Annotated in this window: 18 protein-coding genes; 5 read left to right on the top strand and 13 right to left on the bottom strand. The window is 66.9% G+C overall.

The annotated features are described in order from the left end of the window. Positions 1–55: 55 nt before the first annotated feature. The 5 genes from C7453_RS07175 (at position 56) to C7453_RS07155 (ending at position 7022) form a co-directional block, all read left to right on the top strand. The gene (locus C7453_RS07175) at positions 56–2323 is read left to right on the top strand and encodes an ATP-dependent helicase (protein WP_114726859.1); all 2268 of its coding nucleotides are present in this window, start codon (positions 56–58) and stop codon (positions 2321–2323) included. After that, positions 2320–3234 carry a 50S ribosomal protein L11 methyltransferase gene (locus C7453_RS07170; protein ID WP_114726858.1) on the top strand — a complete coding sequence of 305 codons (915 nt, stop codon included), beginning with the start codon at positions 2320–2322 and terminating at the stop codon, positions 3232–3234. Before C7453_RS07175 ends, C7453_RS07170 begins: the two co-directional genes overlap by 4 nt. 65 nt (positions 3235–3299) lie before the next feature. After that, a complete protein-coding gene (locus tag C7453_RS07165; protein ID WP_114726857.1) occupies positions 3300–5075 on the top strand; it encodes an aminopeptidase P family protein in 1776 nt (591 codons plus the stop codon). A 184-nt stretch (positions 5076–5259) separates the two neighbouring features. Next, positions 5260–6288 carry an isocitrate/isopropylmalate dehydrogenase family protein gene (locus tag C7453_RS07160; RefSeq protein ID WP_114726856.1) on the top strand — a complete coding sequence of 343 codons (1029 nt, stop codon included), beginning with the start codon at positions 5260–5262 and terminating at the stop codon, positions 6286–6288. Between the two features lie 152 nt (positions 6289–6440). Beyond that, positions 6441–7022: a hypothetical protein gene (locus tag C7453_RS07155; protein ID WP_114726855.1), complete on the top strand. Its 582-nt coding sequence runs from the start codon at positions 6441–6443 to the stop codon at positions 7020–7022. Between the two features lie 92 nt (positions 7023–7114). On the opposite strand, the gene uraH is transcribed toward C7453_RS07155, so the two are convergent. From uraH to xdhA, 13 genes are all read right to left on the bottom strand, one after another. Continuing rightward, positions 7115–7468, bottom strand: coding sequence for a hydroxyisourate hydrolase (gene uraH / locus C7453_RS07150; RefSeq protein WP_114726854.1), 354 nt, complete (start codon positions 7466–7468; stop codon positions 7115–7117). After that, positions 7465–7992 (bottom strand): 2-oxo-4-hydroxy-4-carboxy-5-ureidoimidazoline decarboxylase, encoded by a 528-nt coding sequence (gene uraD, locus C7453_RS07145; RefSeq protein ID WP_245948900.1) that lies wholly within the window; start codon positions 7990–7992, stop codon positions 7465–7467. The genes uraH and uraD overlap by 4 nt, the downstream gene beginning before the upstream one ends. After that, positions 7989–8894, bottom strand: coding sequence for an allantoinase PuuE (gene puuE, locus C7453_RS07140; RefSeq protein ID WP_114726853.1), 906 nt, complete (start codon positions 8892–8894; stop codon positions 7989–7991). Before puuE ends, uraD begins: the two co-directional genes overlap by 4 nt. Continuing rightward, the gene (locus C7453_RS07135; RefSeq protein ID WP_170143163.1) at positions 8891–10078 is read right to left on the bottom strand and encodes a pyridoxal-phosphate-dependent aminotransferase family protein; all 1188 of its coding nucleotides are present in this window, start codon (positions 10076–10078) and stop codon (positions 8891–8893) included. Before C7453_RS07135 ends, puuE begins: the two co-directional genes overlap by 4 nt. Before the next feature lie 37 nt (positions 10079–10115). Continuing rightward, positions 10116–11414 (bottom strand): allantoate amidohydrolase, encoded by a 1299-nt coding sequence (locus C7453_RS07130; RefSeq protein WP_114726851.1) that lies wholly within the window; start codon positions 11412–11414, stop codon positions 10116–10118. After that, the gene (locus C7453_RS07125; RefSeq protein ID WP_114726850.1) at positions 11408–13000 is read right to left on the bottom strand and encodes a gamma-glutamyltransferase family protein; all 1593 of its coding nucleotides are present in this window, start codon (positions 12998–13000) and stop codon (positions 11408–11410) included. Before C7453_RS07125 ends, C7453_RS07130 begins: the two co-directional genes overlap by 7 nt. A gap of 3 nt (positions 13001–13003) precedes the next feature. Further along, positions 13004–14374, bottom strand: coding sequence for an AtzE family amidohydrolase (locus C7453_RS07120; protein ID WP_114726849.1), 1371 nt, complete (start codon positions 14372–14374; stop codon positions 13004–13006). Next, on the bottom strand, positions 14371–14571 hold the full coding sequence (locus C7453_RS07115; protein ID WP_114727059.1) for a DUF4089 domain-containing protein: 201 nt from the start codon (positions 14569–14571) through the stop codon (positions 14371–14373). Before C7453_RS07115 ends, C7453_RS07120 begins: the two co-directional genes overlap by 4 nt. Positions 14572–14627: 56 nt before the next feature. Continuing rightward, positions 14628–16094, bottom strand: coding sequence for a SidA/IucD/PvdA family monooxygenase (locus C7453_RS07110; RefSeq protein WP_114726848.1), 1467 nt, complete (start codon positions 16092–16094; stop codon positions 14628–14630). A 236-nt stretch (positions 16095–16330) separates the two neighbouring features. Beyond that, complete coding sequence (locus C7453_RS07105; protein WP_114726847.1) at positions 16331–17302, bottom strand: LysR family transcriptional regulator; 972 nt, start codon at positions 17300–17302, stop codon at positions 16331–16333. Positions 17303–17318: 16 nt separating this feature from the next. Beyond that, positions 17319–18146 (bottom strand): xanthine dehydrogenase accessory protein XdhC, encoded by an 828-nt coding sequence (gene xdhC, locus C7453_RS07100; RefSeq protein WP_114726846.1) that lies wholly within the window; start codon positions 18144–18146, stop codon positions 17319–17321. Positions 18147–18160: 14 nt separating this feature from the next. Then, positions 18161–20539 carry a xanthine dehydrogenase molybdopterin binding subunit gene (gene xdhB, locus C7453_RS07095; RefSeq protein WP_114726845.1) on the bottom strand — a complete coding sequence of 793 codons (2379 nt, stop codon included), beginning with the start codon at positions 20537–20539 and terminating at the stop codon, positions 18161–18163. Further along, positions 20532–22010, bottom strand: a complete 1479-nt coding sequence (gene xdhA, locus C7453_RS07090; RefSeq protein WP_114727058.1) for a xanthine dehydrogenase small subunit — start codon at positions 22008–22010, stop codon at positions 20532–20534. The genes xdhB and xdhA overlap by 8 nt, the downstream gene beginning before the upstream one ends. Between the last annotated feature and the right edge of the window lie 156 nt (positions 22011–22166).

The following is a 22166-nucleotide window of genomic DNA, read 5'->3' as shown; positions in this document are numbered from 1 at the left end:
TCCCCGTCTCCCCCGACCGCCGAACGCCATCCGCCGGCACGGGAATCAATCCGCAATGCTTGGTCATAGTCCCGCGACGCCCTATACCGAAACCGTGAACCAGACCCCAACCCCCACCCCCGATGCCCCGGATTATCTCCAGCGCCTCAATCCCGAACAGCGGATGGCGATCGAGACGACCGACGGCCCGCTTCTGGTCCTTGCCGGCGCCGGAACGGGCAAGACGCGCGTCCTGACCACGCGCTTCGCCCATATCCTGCTCTCCGGCCGGGCGCGGCCCTACCAGATCCTGGCCGTCACCTTCACCAACAAGGCGGCGCGCGAAATGCGCGAGCGGATCGGCACCCTGCTGGGCGAACCGGTCGAAGGGCTGTGGCTGGGCACCTTCCATGCCCTGTGCGCGCGCATGCTGCGCCGCCATGCCGAATATGTCGGGCTTGGTTCCGGCTTCACCATCCTCGACACCGACGACCAGCTCCGCCTGCTCAAACAGGTGATCGAGCCGCTGCGCATCGACAGCAAGCGCTGGCCCCCACAGGGCATCCTGGGCGTGATCCAGCGCTGGAAGGATCGTGGCCTGACGCCCGAGCGCGTCACTCCGGCCGAGGACTGCGATTTCGCCAACGGCCAGTGCCGGGCGATCTACGCCAGCTACCAGGCACGGCTGGTGCAGCTCAACGCCTGCGATTTCGGCGACCTGATGCTGCACGTCACCGAAATCCTGCGCACCAGGCCCGACGTGCTGGCCCAGTATCATCGGCTGTTCCGCTATATCCTGGTCGACGAATACCAGGACACCAACACCATCCAGTATCTGTGGCTGCGCTTGCTGGCCCAGCGCGAGGGCCAGCAGGCCAATATCTGCTGCGTCGGCGACGACGACCAGTCGATCTATTCCTGGCGCGGCGCGGAAGTGGAAAACATCCTACGTTTCGAGCGCGATTTCCCCGGTGCCGCCATCGTCCGGCTGGAGCGCAACTACCGCTCCACCGCCCAGATCCTCGGCGCCGCCTCCGGCCTGATCGCGCATAATGACGGCAGGCTGGGCAAGACCCTGCGCCCCGGCCGCGAGGATGCATCAGGCGACAAGGTGCGCGTAGCCTCGGTCTGGGATTCGGACGACGAAGCCCGGCTGGTCGGCGAGGAGGTCGAACGCCTGCGCGCCGGCGGCCACCGCATGTCCGAAATCGCCATCCTGGTGCGCGCCGGCTTCCAGACCCGCGCGTTCGAGGAACGGCTGATCGCAATCGGCCTGCCCTACCGTGTCGTCGGTGGCCTGCGCTTCTACGAACGCGCGGAAATCCGCGACGCGCTGGCCTATATGCGGGTGCTGAACCAGCCGGCGGACGATCTCGCGTTCGAACGCATCGTCAACGTCCCCCGGCGCGGCATCGGTGCCGTCGCGATGCAGAAATTCCACCAGGCCGCCCGCGACGGCGGCATGCCGCTGACGGCGGCGATCGGCGGCATGCTCGAACGCGGCGAGATCAAGGGAAAGGCCCGCGACAGCCTGGCCGCCCTGCTGAACACCCTGCAACAGGGCCGCGAAGACCTGCCGCGCGAGGGCCATGTGGTGGTCATCGACAGGCTGCTGGAAGAAAGCGGCTATATCGACATGTGGAAGGCCGACACCTCGGTCGAGGCGCCGGGCCGGCTGGACAACCTGAAGGAACTGGTGCGCGCTCTGGCCGATTTCGAAAGCCTGGGCCATTTCCTCGAACACGTCGCCCTGGTGATGGAAAACGAGGAAAGCGCCGGCACCGAACGCCTCAGCATCATGACCCTGCATGGCGCGAAGGGGCTGGAATTCGACACGGTCTTCCTGCCGGGCTGGGAGGAAGGGGTCTTCCCCTCGCAGCGCACGCTCGACGAAGGCGGCCTGAAAGGGCTGGAGGAAGAACGGCGCCTCGCCTATGTCGGCATCACGCGGGCACGGCACCGGGCCATCATCAGCCACGCCGCCAGCCGCCGCATATACGGCAACTGGCAATCGGCCATCCCCAGCCGCTTCATCGAGGAACTGCCCGACGAATACGTCACCACCACCGGCGCCGCCAGCCAGGCGCGCAGCCGCAGCTTCGGCCAGGCCCCCGCCTTCTCCAGCGCCTTCCCCATCACCGCACGCCGCCCCCGCGCGGCCGACGCGGCGGGCGATGCGACCACCTCCTCCGCCAAGGCCGCAATGGCGGTGGGAACGCGGGTTTTTCATCAGAAATTCGGATACGGAACGGTGTCGTCCGTCGAGGGCAACCGGCTGGAAGTCGCCTTCGACAAGGCCGGACCGAAACGTCTCCTGGACAGTTTTGTCGAGAAAGCACCATGACAAGTCTGACCCGTCGCCACGCGACGGAACTCGAAACCATCGCCGTCACCGTCCCCGCCGATGCCGTCATGGCGTACGAGGATGCCCTTTCGGTCGTCTGCTCCACCATCGGCATCTTCGAGGTGGACGATACGCAGATCCTGTGGCGGGTCGAAGGCGTGCGTGACCTCGGTTACGGCGAAGCCGAACTGACGGCCGCCCTGGCCCTCGCCGCCGCCGTCAGCGGCCATGCGGCCGAACTGGAACGCACACGCACCGAGGCCGAAGGCTGGCTCGCCCGCACCTATGAATCCTTCCCCGAGCAGGATGTCGGCCAGCGTTTCGTGGTGCGCGGCACCCACCTGGAAGGCCCCACCCAGTCACGGCGCATCGCGATCACGCTCGATGCCGGCATGGCCTTCGGCTCGGGCGAACACGGCTCGACCCGTGGTTGCCTGCGCGCTCTCGAACAGGTCGCCCATCGCCGCCCGCGCCGGATTCTGGACATGGGCTGCGGCTCGGGCATCCTGGCCATGGCGGCGGCCGCCCTCCTGCATCGCCCGGTCCTGGCGGTGGATATCGACCCATGGTCGGTCCGCACGACGCAGCAGAATGCCGCGCTGAACGGCCTCTCCACACTGGTCGCCGCCCGGCTGGGCAATGGCTGGCGCACGCCGGGCCTGAAGCGCCACGCCCCGTTCGACCTGATCTTCGCCAATATCCTCGCCCGGCCACTCTGCCTGATGGCCAAGGATCTGGCGGCCCATCTCGCTCCCGGCGGCACCGCCATCCTGGCCGGCCTGCTCAACAGCCAGGCCCGCATGGTGGTGGCCGCCCACCGGCGACAGGGCCTGGTCCTGGAACGGCACCTGACCGAAGGCGACTGGTCCACGCTCGTGCTGCGCCGCCCCGATGGGGCAACCGGCGCCTGATAGTTCAGGCAACGCAGGCGGAAACCAGCGGAATCAATCACTTCCAAAGTAAAAGGACAAGGGAAATGCCCGAGATTTCAGCCCGTCTCCCCGCGCTGCGCCGCGTGCTGGAGGAAATGGATGTCGACGGCTTCCTTCTCCTGCGCGGCGACGAGCATCTGGGCGAATATGTCGCCCCCTACGCCGAGCGTCTGGCCTGGCTGAGCGGCTTTACCGGCAGCGCCGGCATGGCGGTGGTGCTGCGCGATGGCCCGGCGGCCGTCTTCTCCGACGGGCGCTACATCACGCAGATGGACCAGCAGGTGGACGGCACTGCCTGGGCCCGCCTGCATATGCGCGACACGCCCCCGGCCGAATGGCTGGCGGCACAGGGCGGGCGCGGCCTGCGGATCGGCTACGATCCCCGTCTGGTCGGCGAGGCCGGCCTGCAACCGTTCCTGACACGCGGGCTGGACATGGTGCCGCTAGCGGCCAACCCGGTGGACCGGATCTGGACCGACCAGCCGGCCGCGCCCGGCACCCCCTGCCTGTCCCATCCCCTTTCCTTCGCGGGCGAGGACAGCGCCGACAAGCGGGCCCGCATGGCGGCCGTCCTGCGCGCCGAGGGTCAGGACGCGGCCATCGTGGGCGACCCCACATCCGTCGCGTGGCTGCTGAACATTCGCGGCAGCGACGTTCCCTACACACCGGCCTGCCTGGCCTTCGCCATCCTGCATGCCGACGCCCAGGTCGACCTGTTCATCGACCCGGCCCGCGTGCCGCCCGATACCGCCCACTGGCTGGGCCCGCAGGTCCGGATCGTGCCGCCGTCCGGCCTCGACGCCGCGCTGACGGCTCTGGCCGGACAGACGGTACGGGTCGATCCGGTCGGCACGGCGGTCTGGTTCATCCAGACGCTGGAAGCCACCGGCGCCACCATCGCCCGCGCCACCGACCCCTGCGCGCTGCCACGCGCCTGCAAGAACCCGGTAGAACAGGAAGGCGCGCGCCGCGCACACCTGATCGACGGCATCGCACTATGCCGTTTCCTGCACTGGGTCGATACGCAGGGCGTCGGACAGAATGAACTGGAGGCCGCGACCCGACTGAATGCCTTCCGCGCCCTCTGCCCCGATTATCGCGAGGAAAGCTTCCCCGCCATTTCGGGCGCCGGTCCTAACGGTGCGGTGATCCATTACCGGGTTACACCGGACACCGCCCGGACGATCGGCACCGACGAGGTCTATCTGATCGACAGCGGCGGCCAGTATCCTTTCGGCACCACCGACGTCACCCGCACCCTCTGGACCGGCAAGGAACGAGGGCCCGACAGCGTGCGCGGCCCCTTCACCCGCGTACTGAAGGGCCATATCGCCCTGGCGCGGGCCCGCTTCCCGGTCGGCACGACAGGGCACGCGCTGGACGCCCTGGCGCGCTATGCGCTGTGGCAGGACGGACTGGATTACGATCACGGCACCGGCCATGGAATCGGCAGCTATCTCTCGGTGCATGAGGGGCCATGCTCGATCTCGCCCGTTCACCGGCCCGTAGCGGTCGCGACGGGCATGATCCTGTCGGATGAGCCCGGTTACTACCGTCCGGGCGCCTTCGGCATCCGGCTGGAAAACCTGCTGCTGGTCCACCCGACCCTGGCCGAGGCCGGACGGAACTTCCTGGCCTTCGAAACCCTGACACTGGCACCCTTCGACCGGCGACTGATCGATCCGTCATTGCTGACCCGCGAAGAGACCGCCTGGCTGGACACGTACCATGCACGGGTTTTTGATCTCGTCGCGCCGCAACTGGCTTCCGACGCCCGCGCATGGCTCGAAGCGGCCTGTGCCCCGATCGTGGCGGATTAGCGCGAAACCTCCCTCGACAGCGCCAGATAATGTGACCGCGAAAGCCCTCGTGACGGGGGCCGGTGCGATTGTCACCCGTCTGCCACGGGCCTAGGACCATACGGGTTCCGGCCCGGCTGCCCCGCCTCGCGAACGCACGGTCGGCAGGTCGGGCCTGGCAAAGCACAGAGGGAGACGTTCGACAATGTCCGCTGAAAAGACCATTCCGGCTACCCTGATCCCCGGCGATGGGATCGGCCCGGAAATCATGGATGCCGTGACCGAAATCCTGGACGCGGTCGGCGCGCCGTTCGCCTGGGACAAGCAGCTCGCGGGTATGGCGGCGGTTGACGCGACCGGCAATCCGCTGCCCCCCCAGACGATCGACAGCATCCGCCGCACCGGCCTGGCCCTGAAGAGCCCGCTGACGACCCCCGTGGGTGGCGGCTTCAAGTCCATCAACGTGACCCTGCGCCAGGAATTCGGGCTTTATGCCAACCTGCGCCCGACGCGCACGTTCGTCCCCGGCGCCCGCTTCGACAAGATCGACCTGGTCCTGGTGCGCGAGAACCTGGAAGGGTACTACGCGGCGATGGAAAGCTACATCCCGGTGGGCGACGACCCGCACGGGATCGCGACCGGTGCGGGCTACAACTCGCGCGCCGAATGTAACCGCATCGTCCGCTTCGCATTCGAATACGCCGTCAAGCATGGCCGCAAGAAGGTGACGCTGGTCCACAAGGCCAACATCCTGAAGCTGCTGACCGGCCTGTTCCTGGAAGAAGGCCGCAAGGTCGCCAAGGAATATGAAGGCCGCGTGGAATGCAACGAGCGCATCGTCGATGCGTGCGCCATGCAGCTGGTCATCGACCCCTGGCAGTATGACGTCATCGTCACCACCAACCTGTTCGGCGACATCCTGTCCGACCTGACGGCCGGCCTCGTCGGCGGCCTGGGCATGGCCCCCGGCGCGAATATCGGCGAGAAGGCCGCGGTGTTCGAGGCCGTCCACGGCTCCGCGCCCGACATCGCCGGCAAGGACCTCGCCAACCCGCTGGCCCTGCTGCTGGCCGCGAACATGATGCTGGAGCATATCGGCCGCGCCGATCTGTCCACCCGCATCGAAAGCGGCATCCGCGCCGTGATCACCAAGCCCGAACTGCTGACCCGCGACCTGGGCGGCAAGTCCGGCACGCGCGAATTCACCGCCGCGCTGAAGCAGCACCTGGTCTGATCCGACCACCGCCGGTTCTTCGGGACCGGCGGTTTCGTTACCACAACACCGCCACGCACATCCGGTTGAATTTGCTTCGTAACAAGCTATGGTTCTGTAAATACTTCACGCGACCATTCTACGCTGAATATTTACAAAACCAGGAACGTAATATGAAGCTCACAAACGGAAGTCGTCTATTTTGTGTCATTTTTACAATGACAATGCTATCAACCAGCAAAAAAACTTCTTTTGCTTCCCCGATACAAGACAATCTACAGGTTACAAATATTTTCCAAGCCGATCAGGATGAACGCACAACCTTGCTACACGGCAAAACCACCGCAGCCGATTGGGCAAAACTGGCGAAACGGGACGAGGAACGCCGGACAATATTGAGTGCATTGATGAAGCATGGGGCCCTTCACAGCGCGGCAGACTACACGCACGCAGCGATGGTCTACCAACACGCCGAGACATCCGACGGATATCTGCTCGCGCATTGCCTAGCGATGACCGCCGTTTCCCTTGGTGACGAAAACGCACGCTGGCTTGAAGCCGCAACCCTCGATCGTTACCTTCAGGAAATAGGTCGTCCTCAGATATTCGGAACGCAATTTACAGCAGCACCGGGAAAGGACGTAACCCAGGCACCTTATAACAGGGAATTCCTGACCGACCAAAACCGGGCAGCGTTCAATGTCCCTTCACTAGCGGATCAGGAGTTGAAGAGAAAAACCCTGAAACCATTCTAATATCCGAATCCGGCATCGACGCGGTGCAAAATGCTTGACCGACCGATGGTCCCGGCCGCCAGCCCCTGCCTCGTCATATCCAGGTCGGGACCTCAACTCCCCCGGTAGGTCGAAAACCCGTAGGGCGAGACCAGCAGCGGCACATGGTAATGGCCACCAGTGCCATCGGCCGCCGGTGCCGCAATCCCGAATGCGATCGGCACCACGTCCAGAAACGGCGGCTCGCTCAGCGCCACGCCCTGCCCGCGGAAATAAGCGGCAACCGCAAACTCCAGCCGATAAGCCCCCGGCGGCAATGCCCCCACCCGCGCCAGATCCGGGCACCGTCCGTCTTCGTTCGTCCGGCCACGAAACAGGCACGCATCGCCGGCCCACAGCACGATCTCCATCCCCGCCGCCGGCCGGCCGGATACCAGATCGAGAACATGGCTGGACAAAGTGCTCATGAACGCTGCTCCTCGTGCGCCAGCGCATCGGTCAGCCGAAGACCGGCAATCTTGCCGATCTCGGCAATCGCCGTTTCCAGTTCCTGCTCCGGTGTGTGGGTCAGCCGGCGTGCCATTTCCGACAGGATCAGCGCCTTGTCCGACAGGCGGACACAGATCACGAACGGCATGCCGAACCGCGCGGCATAGCCATCGTTCAGGCTGTTGAACCGCGCATATTCCTCCGGCGTCAGCCGATCCAGTCCCGCCGAGGCCTGCTCGGCCTGCGAGGCACGGGTCAGGTCGGGGTCCAGCCCAGCCCGGCGCGCCAGTTCGGGATGGGCGCGCACCAGGGCCAGCTTCTCTTCCGTCGTCGCGCGCGCCAGCACACCATTCATGGCTGCCAGCATCGCGCCGGAATCCCCAAACGGGCGCAGGACCGCCGCGCGTTCCGCCACCCAGGGCGAATGTTCGTACAGCGCACCGAACCGTTCGACGAACACCGCAGGCGCCATCTCGTTTACGCGCCGCATCACCGAATTCATGCGGGATGAACCTCCAGCCAATGACGGGCGATATCAAGGCGCGTCGCCACCCAGACCCGCTCATGGGCCAGCACATGGTCCAGGAAACGGGCAACGGCGCGGGCGCGCCCAGGGCGGCCGGCAATGCGGCAATGCAGCCCGATGGACATCATCTTGGGCACCACCTCGCCTTCCTCATACAAAGTATCGAATGTATCGCGCAGATAGCGGAAGAACTGCTCGCCCTCGGTAAAGCCGTTCAGCGCCACATAGCGCATGTCGTTCACATCCAGCGTATAGGGCACGATCAGTTGCGGCCGCCCATGATGGCAGTCGTAGTAAGGCAGGTCGTCGGCATAGGAATCCGCATCGTAGACGAATCCCCCTTCCTCGACGATCAACCGGGCCGTGTTCGGACTGGTACGGCCCTGATACCACCCCAGCGGCCGCGAGCCCGTCAGATGCGTATGCAGCATGATGCAATCGCGGATATGCGCACGCTCCAGCGCCTCGGGAATATCCTGGTAATCGATCCAGCGCAGGCCATGGCTGGCGATTTCCCATCCCGCATCCAGCATCGCCTCCACCGCATCCGGGTTGCGGGCCATCGCGGCGGCAACCCCGAACACGGTCACGGGCAACCCGCGCTCCACAAACAGCCGGCGCAACCGCCAGAACCCGGCACGCGCGCCATATTCGTACAGGCTTTCCATCGCCATCGCCCGCGCACCCGGCACGGATCGGGCACCGACCATCTCGGAGAGAAAGGCTTCCGACCCCGCATCGCCATGCAGGACCGAATTTTCCGCCCCCTCCTCGTAATTGATGACGAACTGCACGGCGACCCGCGCCTGACCCGGCCAACGCGGATCGGGCGGATTACCGGCATAGCCGACAAGGTCGCGAGGATAGGGCGCCGTCATGGTACAGCCTCATAAACGGCGCGGGCAGCCTCGATCGCCGCCCCCGCCGGCGGCACATACCCCTCTGCACGCAGCACGGCGTCCAGCGCGCCAAGCGTGATCAGCACCTTGTGCCGCATCGCATTGTAGCTCATCGCCCCGATCCGCCAGATCTTCCCCGCCAGCGGCCCGAACGCGGTGCCGATCTCGATCTCGAACTCCCCGCGCATCCGCGCCCGCACCCGCTCGCCATCCACGCAATCGGGAATATACACCCCCGTCACGTTGGTCATGCGGTAGGCATCCTGCCCATACAGGGTCAGCCCCATCGCCCGCAGCCCCGCACTCATCGCCGCACCAGCAGCCCGATGCCGCGCGAAACGCGCCTCCAGCCCCTCTTCCACCATCACCCGCGCCGCCTCGCGCGCCGCATACAGCATGCTGGTCGCCTCGGTATGGTGGTTCAGCCGCGTCTCCGACCAGTAGTCCATGATCATCGCCAGATCGAAGTAATTCGACCGGATCAGCGCCCCCGGCCCTTCGTCCAGGTCCGCGCCGCGTATCCCCGCCTCGACATGCCGCCGCTTCATGATATGCGCCGCCGCCCGGTCGGAAATCGTGATCGGCGAAGACCCCGGCGGCCCGCCCATGCATTTCTGCAGGCCGCCCGTCACCACATCCACGCCCCACGCATCCGTCGCAACCGCCATCCCGCCCAGCGTCGCCGTGGCATCGACATAGGACAGCACACCATGCCGCCGGCACAGCGCGCCCACACCGTCCAGCGGCTGGGCCATCGTCGTCGAGGTATCGCCATGGATCGCCGCGAACACCTGCGGCCGATGCGCCACGATCGCAGCCTCGATCTGCTCCAGCGTCGCCACCTCGCCCCACGGAATTTCCAGCGTGCGGATCTCCGCCCCGATCCGCTGCCCGATCTCCGACAGCAGCAGCCCGAACCGTCCCGCATGGATCACCAGCAGCCGCGCCCCCGGCTCGACCAGCGACACCAGGGCCGCCTCGATCCCAGCCCGCGCCGTGCCGTCCACCAGAAACGTCCAACGGTTCTCCGTCATGAACACGCGGCGATACAGCGCCATCGTCTCGTTCATGTACCCCGTCATCTCCGGGTCGAACTGCCCCAGCATGTCCGCCGACATCGCACGCAGCACCCGCGGATGCACATTCACCGGGCCAGGCCCCATCAAAAGCCGATGCGGCGGGTCAATCTGTCCGAACACCCTATCTTTCCTCCTGCGTCAGCGCCGCTCCGGCGCCCGCTCCCGTCTGTTCGAACCGGATGACGAAGGCCGTCATCGCCTCCAGCGCCACCTGCACGTCCTCAGCCTCGACCGCCTCGGCAGGGTTGTGGCTGATCCCGCCGCGACAGCGCAGAAACAACATCGAAACCGGCGCCAGCCGCGCCATCACCATCGCATCATGTCCCGCGCCGCTCACCAGCACGCGCGGCGCGGCGCCCGTGACCTCGCTGACCGCGTCGGCCATCAGGGCGCTCAGTCCGCTGTCGCACGGCGTCGCCGGCAGATCCTGCTGAAGCGTCAGGTCCAGCCCCACGCCCCGCCGCGCGGCAATCTCCGGCAGCGCCGCCTGAATGGCCTCAGCCGCACGGTCGCGTACCGCATCCACGCCAGCCCGAATATCGATGCTGAAAGTGACGGCCCCCGGCACCACATTCGGCACCCCCGGCCCAACCTCCATCCGCCCGACCGTCGCCACCAAATCCTCAGGCCCGGCACCGCCGATCCGCTCCACCGCCAGCACCATCTCGGCAGCGGCGGCCAGCGCGTCATGGCGCAGCCGCATCGCCATGGTGCCGGCATGCCCCGCCACGCCCGTCACCACGGCGCGAAAGCGATATTGGGCGGCAATGGCGCTGACGACGCCCAGCGCATGGCCTTCGGCCTCCAGCACCGGCCCCTGTTCGATATGCGCCTCGACATAGGCCAGAATGTCTTCGCGTTTCCGTCCCGCATCGGCAAAGCGCGCCACGTCGAGGCCAAAACCGTCCAGCGCCTCGGCCAGCCCCACACCCGCAGCATCGACCAGTGCCAGGTCCTGGTCCCCCAGCACCCCAGCCACGGCACGCGTGGCCAGCATCGAAACCGGAAAGCGCGACCCCTCCTCGTCCCCGAAGCCGACCACTTCGATCGCGAAAGCAAAGCGGTGTCCGCGCTCGGCAAACCACGCCACCGTCTCGATCCCCAGCATCACGCCCAGCATGCCGTCATAGCGCCCGCCGTCGCGCACACTGTCGACATGCGAGCCGATCACCAGCGCCGGCGCATCGGGGTGCCGGCCTTCATAGCGACCGACGATATTGCCGGCGGCATCGACCCGCGCGGTCATCCCCGCTTCGGTCATCCAGGCCGCGATCCGGTCCAGCGTCGCCGCATGCCCCGCCCCCAGATAGGGGCGGAACAGATAATCGTCGGAATCGGAATAGGGCGCGACACCCAGATCGTCGCACCGCACGACCGCCCGCGGGCCAGACGCCGTCTCGCGCACAGGCATCTTCACCATGCCGCTACCATCCCGTCGCTGCGCGGATCGGTCGCCCCTTCGATCAGGCCTGACGGATGCAGCACCAGTGCCCCGGCATGCCCCATCGTCGAGGTAAAGGCAGGCATGGGCTCCAGCACATGCCCCGCCGCCGCCATCCGCGCGATCACCTCGGGCGCGAACCGGTCCTCATATTTCAGGCTGGTGCTGGTCTCGCCCCAGGTGCGCCCCAGCAGCCAGCGCGGTGCCGTCACCGCCTGCTGCAACGGCACGCCATAGCGGGCATAGCGGGTGAAGAGTGCCGCCTGCGTCTGGGGCTGCCCCTCGCCCCCCATGGTGCCATAGACCATGGTACGCCCATCGGCGAAGCGCGCACCGGCCGGATTGAGCGTATGGAACGGCTTGCGGCCCGGACGCAGCGCATTCCAGCCCTTCTCGGCCAGCTGGAAACTGGCCCCGCGATTTTGCCAGACGATCCCGCTGCGCGGCAGAACCACGCCCGATCCATATTCGAAATACACACTCTGGATCATGCTGACGGCGACGCCATCGGCATCCACCGCGCCCATCCACACCGTATCGCCCATCTGCGGCGGATGGGGCCACGGCGCCGCAATTTCAGGATCGATTTCCAGCGCCATGCGATCCAGCGCCATGGCGTCATCCAGCACTTCCTGCGCCACCACAGACATGAAGGCCGGGTCGCCCACATGCGTATCGCGATACCGAAAGGCCTGTTTCGTCGCTTCGACCAGCCCGTGGAAATAATCGAACCCGTCGACCTCTTCGGCCCGCAGCCGGTCGAACAACGCCAGGATCAGCAACGACGCAACACCCTGGGTCGGGGGCGCCATGTTGAACAACCGCGCACCCGCGATATCGACATGCAGCGGCGGCCGCGCCTGCGCATGGTGCGTGTTCAGGTCCGCCAGATCCAGCGGGCTGCCCAACTGGCGCAGATCCTCCGCCAGATCCCGCGCCAGCGCACCGCGATAAAAGGAGTCCAGCCCGTCCCCCGCCAGCCGGCGCAACGTGTGCGCCAGGGCCTGGTTATGCAGGATATCGCCTGCCTGCGGCGCATGCCCGCCCGGCAGGAAAAGCTGCCGGAAACCGGGAATGGCCGCCAGTTCGCCCATCTTGGAGGCGGTCAGCGCGGCGCCTCCCTCCGTGATCGGCACCCCCTGCTCGGCATAATAGATCGCATCCCGCAGCAACCGATGCAGGCCCAGCCCGGGTTGCATCGCGTGGCTCCACTCCAGGGCAAGCTCCCAACCGGACACGGTGCCGGCAACCGTATTGGCCGCCAGCGGCCCGCGCCACGGAATCGTGTCGCACCCGGCAGCCCGATAGAATTCCAGATCGGCACGCCGCGCAGCGGCCCCGCAGGCATCGATCGTCTCGGTCCGGCCATCGGGCCACATCACCAGCCAGAAGGCATCGCCGCCGATGCCGGTCATGTGCGGATAGACAACGGCCAGTGCCGCCGCCGTCGCCACCACCGCCTCGATCGCCGTGCCGCCGTCGCGCAGCACGTCCAGGCCGGCCTGGCTGGCCAGATGATGCGGGGATGTCACCATCCCACGCAGGGAACGGGGAGTATTCAGCATGGCCTAACGTCCCTTCACTGCTGGAAGCGGCACCCTGCCGACCAGTCCCGCCCGCGCCAGAGCGCCGGCCAGGGCGAACAATGCAGCCTCCCGCCCCGGCGCCGCAATCAATTGCATACCCAGCGGAAGGCCACCGGTGCCCAGCAGCGGCGCACTGAGAATCGGCACGCCCGCCAGACTCAGCGGCTGCGTATAAAGGCCCAGATTGGCCCGCGCCGAGACGACCTGCCCGTCCACCACGATGGTCGGCTGATCGACCGGCGGCGCCTCGCCCACCGTCGCCGGAGCAATCAGCACATCCGCCGACCGGAACAGCGCATGGACCTGCTCGCGGAACCAGCCACGGAACCGATGGGCCTGCACCAGCGTGGCCGAGGGCAGCAGCGCCCCGGCAATCAGCCGGTCACGGGTCGCGGGATCATAGCGCAGCGCATGCCTGCGCAGGCGCGGCAGATGCAGCGTCCCCCCCTCAGCCGCCGTAATCAGGAACGAAGCGGCGCGCGCCCGCGCCACCTCGGGCAGCTCCACCGTCTCCAGCCCGCCCAGATGCGCCGCCACCGCATCGATCGCGCCGGCCAGCGCGTCCGACAGGTTGCTGCCGAACCAGCCGCCCAGCTTCGCAACCCGCAGGTCGGATGCCGCCGGCAGTTCGGGCATCGGTCCGCCGGCCATGACTTCGTACGCCACGCGCAGGCCATCCAGGGTTCCGGCAAACGGCCCCACCACGTCCAGGCTGGCGGAAAAAGGATAGGCCCCCTCGCGCGGCACGCTGCCAAGCGTGGGTTTCAACCCCCACACGCCGCACAGCGACGCCGGCACACGAATCGAACCGTTGGTGTCCGACCCCAAGGTCAGCGACAGCAGCCCCGCCGCCACGGCGGCCGCCGAACCGCCCGACGATCCACCGGCCAGCCGTGCCGTATCGTGGGGATTACGGGTTATGCCGTAATGGGCATTGTCGGTCGCGAATCCATAGGCGAATTCGTCCATGTTCAGGCTGGCGACCGGAATCGCGCCCGCCGCGCGCAGGCGCGCGACCACGGTGGCATCATGCGCCGCCGGCGGCGATTCCCGTAACACCACCGACCCTGCCGTCGTAACCTCCCCGGCCACGTCGAACAGGTCCTTCACCCCGAACGGCACGCCCGCCAGCGGCCCCGGATCATCGCCGGCGGTAAGGCGGCGGTCGATCTGCTCGGCCTCGCCCACGGCACGCGGCCCGAAAATACGGGTCACGCTGTTGATGGATGTGTCACGGACCTGCATCGCGGCGATCGTTTCCGTCATCACGGAAACGGCGCTGCGGCGCCCCTGGCGGATATCGGCGGCAATGGCCAGCACGTCGAACGGATCAGTCATGGCGGGCGCGCTCATGGACGGTATTCGTATGCCGGTTCACACGTATCCGGCAGGGCGAACCCATGGACCAGATCGGCATAGCGCCGCAGCAGCGCCCGGTTGGCCACCACGCCCGGCAGGCATGATCCATCGACACTCAGGCCGATATCCCGCGCGGTGGCAATGACGATCGCCTCCTCCGGCACGAAGCTGTCACCATCTTGTTCGCTCATGGGCTTGTCCCCTCCCGTTACCTGCCGCGCCGCCACGCCGGCAGAATCACGCGGGATCATGCATCCGGAGGGTCGAGGCTGACCAGTTCCGGCGTGACATAATTCAGCAACTGCTCAAGGTGCCAGGCCCCATCGGCCACGAACAGATCACGCCCCAGCCCCCGCGCCAGCCGCTCCACGCCAAAGCGCATCCCGCTGATCGACGCCCCCGACAGCCCCATGCTGGGCGTCGCGCTGAAGGTGAAATTGTGAATATTCGCCAGCATCGGCGCCAGCGGATCGGCCGCGTCGCGCGGCAGGAACTGATAGGATTCGCCCAGATAAGGGTGCGCCGCCAGCACGGCACTGTCCTCGCCCTCCGGCGGGGTAAAGCGATCGCGCCACAGCGCCACCGACCCGGCGAAGGACGCTGTCTCCGGCCGCAATGCCATGTCGACGGCAAAGCCGGTGCCGATGATCACGAAATCGAATCGCATCTCGCCATCCGGCGTCTGCACGACGATGTCATCGCCCTCCATCCGCGCCCCGGTCCAGCCACAGCCGGTATGGTAGCTGAAGGTCGGGTGGCGACGGCAGCGCCAGAACGTATCCTGCGGCGGCGGCTGGTTCAGTTCATAGATATGCCGCATGAACCGCCAGCGCAGCGTGTCGGACAGCGCTGAGAAATGGGCCAGGAACCCGGCATTCTCCATCCAGCGATAGGGATTGACCGAGGGAATGACCCGCCGGCGCAGACACAGCGCGACCGAGGCGGCCCCTTCCTCCAGCGCGGTCGCGGCATTGTCGAAGGCCGACGCCCCCGCCCCCAGCACGCCGATCCGCTTGCCGCGCAGGGCGGCGAAATCAATGGGCTCGGACGTATGCGCATAGCGTTCGCGCGGCAGGGCCTCGCGGATAAAATCCGGCACATGCCACCGGCCGCCACCGTCGATCCCGGTCGCCAGCACCAGCTTGCGCGCCAGATGCCGAAACTCTCGTCCCTCAGCATCCAGAAAGGTCAGGCGCAGCAGTCCGTCTTCCCACGCCACATGCGTAAATGTGCGGTCATTTTCCACCGGCAGGTCCAGCACGGCGCGATACCAGTCCAGATAGGCCTGCCAGTCGCCACGCGGGATCTTGTCCAGCCTCTCCCACGCCTCGGCGCCATACCGCGCTTCATACCAGGCGCGCGGCGTCAGGTCCGGAATCCCCAGATCCGGGCCGGTGACATATTTCGGCGTCCGCAACGTGATCATGCGGGCGAAGGTGATCCACGGCCCCTCGCCGCCGCGCGACGCCCGGTCGAAAATCCGGACATTGCTGATATTACCGCGCTTCAACGCAAAAGCAGCGGCCAGCCCACCCTGCCCCGCACCGATGATGGCGACATCCAGCACCGGCTCGCCATCGCGCGTCAGGCGCGGCGTCCAGTCATGGCGCGGATAGTCGATAACGGCCAGATCCCGCCTGACCTGGGAATCGAGCGCCGCAAGGCGTTCTTCCGGCGTTTCTCCCGTTGAACGATTATCGCGATCGGCAGCCATCCACGCCTCCTTGCTCTTCCCTGGTCGGACAGGTCCATGGACCGACGGCGTGGGTCCGTGTCCCCCGACACGGACCCTGGTTCCCCAACCCACACCATCACGGCACCGAAACTAACCGGACAGAGGGGTGTTCCGTCCAGTAGAATAAATTGACCAATACGTTGCCCGTTCGGCAACAATTCCAGATAAGGCAAAACCGTCACAAAACGTCATAATATTTTGTTTTTAAAAATTATCTATTCTGCCACAAGGTCTTTGACCCCATGAATGCGCGCGGCCTCTTCCTGTTCCCGCAGGGCCTCCCGCACCTCGACAATCAGCCGCTCCAGCGCCGGAGGCAGCCACCGCGCCTCGCGGACATACACACCCAGATCGGTCATGGCCCTCGGGTCGTCCAGCGGCACATGGGCCAGCGCGCCGCGCCCGATATCGAACGCCAGCGCCAGCCGGGACTGAAAGGCCAGGCCCGCCCCGGCCGCCACCATCCGGTTGGTCAGTTCGATCGACCCGGTTTCCAGCACCACATCCAGCCTGTCGCGCCACGGGTGGAGCATCGGCTCCATCACCTGATGAAGCGACAGCGATTCGCTCGGCAGGATCAGCCGATAATCCAGACAGTCCTCCATCCGCACGCTGCTCCGGCCGGCCAGCGGATGGTCGGCCGGCATCACCACCCCCACCGGAAAGCGCGCCACCGCCACGCGGCGCAGATCGTCCGGTTCGTTCAACGAGAACGCAATGCCCAGGTCCGTCGTGCCGCCGCTCAGCGCCGCCACGATCTGCGCGGGCGATCCCGTCTCCGCGTGCAGGTCGATATCCGGCCAGACTCGGGTCATGCGCGCCAGCAGCCGCGCCATCAGGTCGCCGGCAATGCCTTCCACCATCATCACGCCGATGCGCCCACCCCGCATCCCCGCCAGTGCGGCAATCTGCTCGTCGGTCCGCACGGCATCCTGCATGACGGTGACGATGTGCCGGGCCACGATTTCCCCCACCGCCGTCAGTACCATGCCGCCCGGCAGGCGGTCGAACAGCGGCGCGCCGATCTCGTCCTCCATCTGGGCGATCTGCCGCGTCAGGGCAGAGGGCGTCACGTTCAACTGCCGCGCCGCCTCACGGATCGAGCCATGGTCGCGCACCGCGTTGAAATACAAGATGCACCGCGCATGCAGCCGCATCATGTGCTGGCTTCGGGCCGACCGCCTCATGTCCTGTTCCCCATGCCTACTGCTCCGATCCTGCATCATCACCATGCAGCAGGCGTTCGACAATTTCCGCCGCCACCAGCGCCGCGATAATTTCCGGCCGCTTGTCGCGGATGCCCCGGTCCCCGATCGGACACACCAGCCGCGCGATCCGTTCCGGCCCCAGACCCACGGCGCGAAACCCGGCCTCGAACCCCCGCCGTTTCGTCCTGGACCCGATCAACCCGACATAGCGGAAATCATCCCGTTCCAGTGCCGCGCCGACGATCAGCGCATCCAGCCGGTGGCTGGGCGTCAGCACCAGAATGCCAGCCCCAGCCGGCGCGGCCGCCAGCACATCTTCCCAGTTCTCGGTCATCCGCACCACGACCCCTTCGGGCACCAACCCGAACTCTTCGTCACGCGGATCAACCCAGATCAGATGCAAAGGCAACGGCGCCAACGCCCGGGCCAGCGCCCGCCCCACATGCCCGGCCCCGAACAGCAGCAGATGCGGCAGCGCCGCCCGCGCGATTTCGGCATCGCGCACAATCGCATCCAGCATCACGTCATCCGCGCGCTCGATGCGCACGCGCACCCGGCCACCGCAGCACTGCCCCAGTTCCGGCCCGAGCGGGATCTCCAGTTCCTCCGCCGCGACGGTGCCGGCCAGCAAGGCTCGCGCCCGCGCCACGCACTCCCACTCCAGCCGTCCCCCGCCGATCGTACCGGCCAACGCGCCCGGCACCACCAGCATGAACGACCCGGCCTCGCGCGGGGTCGATCCCTGGGCCGCGCAAATACTGACGCGCGCAACAGGCAACCCGACTTGGCGCCAGCCGGCCAGCGCCGTGATGATGTCGTCCATGGCCCGAACGGCCGTCAGTCCCCGGCTCCGGTATCCACCCGCGCGGCGGCGCGGGCACGCATCCGCTCGGCCGCGCGCAGGATCGCCTCGGGCGTCGCGGGCGCATCCAGACCGGGGCAGGAGCGGTACCCATCCAGGCTGGCCAGCGCGTCCGAAATCGCATGCAACACCGCCACACCATGCACGAAGGGCGGCTCTCCCACCGCCTTGGAGCGAAAGATCGTCTCCTCCCGATTGGGCGCCCGCTCCAGCAAGGCCACGTTGAAGATGCCCGGTCGGTCTGAACAAGCCGGGATCTTGTAGGTACTGGGGGCATGGGTGCGCAGGCGACCGCTTTCGTCCCAGACCAGTTCCTCGGTGGTCAGCCAACCGGCTCCCTGCACGAAGGCCCCTTCGACCTGCCCGATATCAATCGCCGGATTCAGCGATTGCCCGGCATCATGCAGAATATCGACCCGTTCGATCCGCATCTCCCCGGTCAGCAGGTCGATCGCAACCTCCGCACACGCGGCGCCATAGGCAAAATAGAAGAACGGCCGCCCACGCCCGGTGTCGGGATTCCACGAGATCTTCGGCGTCTTGTAAAAACCGTTCGACGACATCGACACGCGCGCGAAATAGGCAGCCTTCGTCAGTTCCGGGAACGGCACGACCGTCTCGCCGACATGCACCCCGTCCGGCAGAAAGCGCACCGCATCCTCCGGCACGCCCCAATGTCCGGCGGCGAACCCAACCAGCCGATCCCTGATCCGGCGCACGGCATCCAGCACCGCCATGCCGTTCAGGTCCGCACCGCTGGAGGCAGCGGTGGCCGACGTATTGGGCACCTTGCCGGTGGTGGTGGCGGTAATGCGGACCCGGTCGGCCGGCAGGCCGAATTCCCGCATCGCAATCTGCACCATCTTGGTGTGCAGTCCCTGCCCCATCTCGGTACCGCCATGGTTCACCTGCACCGAGCCATCGGTGTACACATGCACCAGCGCACCCGCCTGATTGTAGTGGGTGGCGGTAAAGGAAATGCCGAATTTCACCGGCGTCAACGCAATGCCGCGCCTGATATGCGGACTGTCTTCATTGGCGGCCCGGATCGCGGCACGGCGCGTGCGATAGGCGCACCCCTCGGCCAGTTCCGTCATGATCTCCGCCGCAATCGAATCCTCGACCGTCATATGGTACGGCGTCAGGTCGCGCGTCCCGGTGCCGTAGACATTGCGCAGCCGCACATCCAGCGGGTCCAGCCCGGTGGCAAAGGCAATCTCCTCGATCACCCGTTCCGCCGCCACGATCCCCTGCGGCCCACCGAACCCGCGATAGGCGGTGTTGGACTGCGTATTGGTCTTCAGCGGTTCCGAGCGCAGCCGCACATCGGGATAATAATAGGCATTGTCGGCATGAAACAGCGCGCGATCCGTCACCGGCCCCGACAGGTCGGCCGACCACCCGCACCGCGCCGCCAGCACCATGTCCACGGCGCAGATGCGCCCGTCATCATCGAACCCCACCGTGTAATCGACCGCGAAATCATGACGCTTGCCCGTCATCATCATGTCGTCGTCGCGATCGAGGCGCATCTTGGCCGCGCGTCCGGTCAGTTCGGCCGCCAGCGCCGCCAGGCAGGCCGGCCCGTTGGCCTGAGTCTCCTTGCCACCGAACCCACCACCCATGCGGCGGATCTCGGTCGTCACCAGATTGCTCGGCCGATCGAGCACATGCGCCACCATATGCTGGGTCTCGGTCGGATGCTGGGTGGAGGACCAGACCCGCATCTCCCCCTCCTCGCCCGGCTGCGCCAGCGCCGCCTGCCCTTCGAGGTAGAAATGCTCCTGCCCGCCCATCACGATCCGGCCAGACAGACGGCGGGGCGCTGCCGCCAGCCCCTGCTCCACGTCGCCGCGCCGCATGGTCAGCGCGCGCCATACCAGCGCACCGCCGGCAGCCCGTGCCTGATCGATATCCAGCACGGCCGGCAGGTCTTCATAGACGATCCGTGCCAGACGCGCCGCCCGGCGCCCCTGGCCGCGCGTTTCGGCGACAACGGCAAAGATCGGCTGCCCGTGGAACGACACGATGTCCGAGGCCAGCAGCGGCTCGTCATGCTTCCCCACCGGGCTGATCTGGTTGTGGCCGGGAATATCCGCCGCCGTCAGCACCCGCACCACGCCCGGCGCGGCACGGACGTCATCCAGATTCATCGAAACAATTCGCGCATGCGCCCGCGTACTCAGGCCCGGCACCACATGCACCAGCCCCTTGGGCTCCGGCATGTCGTCGATATAGGCGGCGGAACCCGAGACATGCATCGCGGCACTCTCATGCCGCAGGCTCTGCGACGCGCCACCGGCCACCACCGCCGCACGCGCATCAGCCGCAAGACCGATCACCAGATCAGACATGGGCCACCTCCCGCCCCCGCCCGGCCAGCCGCGTTTCAGCGCGCGCACCCCCCGGCGCCGTCTCGGCGAACAGCCGTGTCAGCAGGTTGGCGGCCACCGTGCGACGATACCAGTCGCTGGCCCGCATGTCGGAAATCGGCGCGAAATCGGTTGCAATCGCCGCCCGCGCCGCCTCCAGGGCGGCCTCGTTCCATATCCGCCCCCGCAGCGCATCCTCGGTCGCGCGGGCACGGCACGGGGTCGCGGCCATGCCGCCAAAGGCAATCCGCACCTCGCCGATCCGCCCCTCCCCATCCAGCACCAGGGCAAAAGCCCCCAGAAGCGCCGAGATATCCTGATCGAATCGTTTGGAAACCTTGTAGGCGCGGAACAGAATCCCGGCCGGTGGCACCGGCACGGTCACGGCCTCGACGAACTCACCCGGCTTACGGTCCTGCCGCCCATACGCCAGAAAATAATCTTCCAGCTTCACCACCCGCCGCACATCGCCCCGCCGCAGATGCAGCGTGGCCTCGGCGGCGATCAGCACCGGCGGCCCATCGCCGATCGGCGAGCCATTGGCGATATTGCCGCAGACCGTGCCGGCATTGCGCACCTGCGTCGATCCCAGGCGCCGCACGATCTCGCCCGCATCCGGCAGCAACTCCGCCAGCGCGGCACGAGCCTCGCCATAAGTCACCGCCGCACCGATCCGCAGCCCCTCCGCCGTCCGGTCCAGCCCTTTCAGGTCGGCGATCCCACCAATCAGAACGACATGCGGCAACACCCGCTGCCCCTTGGTGACCCACAGCCCCACGTCGGTACCGCCCGCCACGATCGTGGCCTCCGGGTCCTCGATCAAAGCCGCCGCCAGCGCATCGGCATCGGCCGGAATCGTCAACCGCCCATCAGCAGCCGTCATGCGAACCGTCCGCCCATCGCGCAGCGCCACCAGACGGGCCAAGATCGCATCCGCCTCCCCGTCGAACCGGTCGGGCCCGGCCGTCATGGCCTGCTTCATCGCCCGCACGATCGGCGCATATCCCGTACAGCGGCACAGATTGCCCGCCAGCGCGTCGTCGATCGGCCCGTCCTCTGCCACCGCCCCCGGCGCCTTGCGATAGGCGACCATCGACATCACGAATCCAGGCGTGCAGAAGCCGCATTGCGAGCCATGCAAATCCACCATCGCCTGCTGGACCGGGTGCAACGAACCGTCCGCCGCCCGCAGATCCTCAACCGTGAACAACTGGGCACCATCCAGCATCGCCACGAACTGGATGCACGCATTCACCGCCCGCCAGACCAACGAGCCCCCCTCGACCCGGACGACCAGCACGGTGCAGGCACCGCAATCGCCCTCGTTGCATCCCTCCTTGGTGCCGGTTCGCCCCCGGTGCTCCCGCAGCCAGTCCAGGACAGTCAGGGTCGGTGGCACAGACGCCAGTTCACACAGCGTATCGCCCAGATAGAAGCGGATATGGTCGCGCATCGTTTCGGTTCCGTCGAGCAAGTGACATGCCCCGAAGGGCGAATGTCCTGGCTGCCCACCCCCCGCAGGACAGACAACCGGAACGCGGGTCCGGATCACCTCCCCCGAGGCCATCCGGTCCCGACCAGTCTATGACCTACAGCCGGTGAAAGAAAC

This window comes from Gluconacetobacter liquefaciens, from assembly GCF_003350405.1.
In the GTDB taxonomy this organism is placed as follows: domain Bacteria; phylum Pseudomonadota; class Alphaproteobacteria; order Acetobacterales; family Acetobacteraceae; genus Gluconacetobacter; species Gluconacetobacter liquefaciens.
The sequence above is the reverse complement of the archived record's forward strand: the minus strand, read 5'-3'. Positions and strand labels throughout refer to the sequence as shown.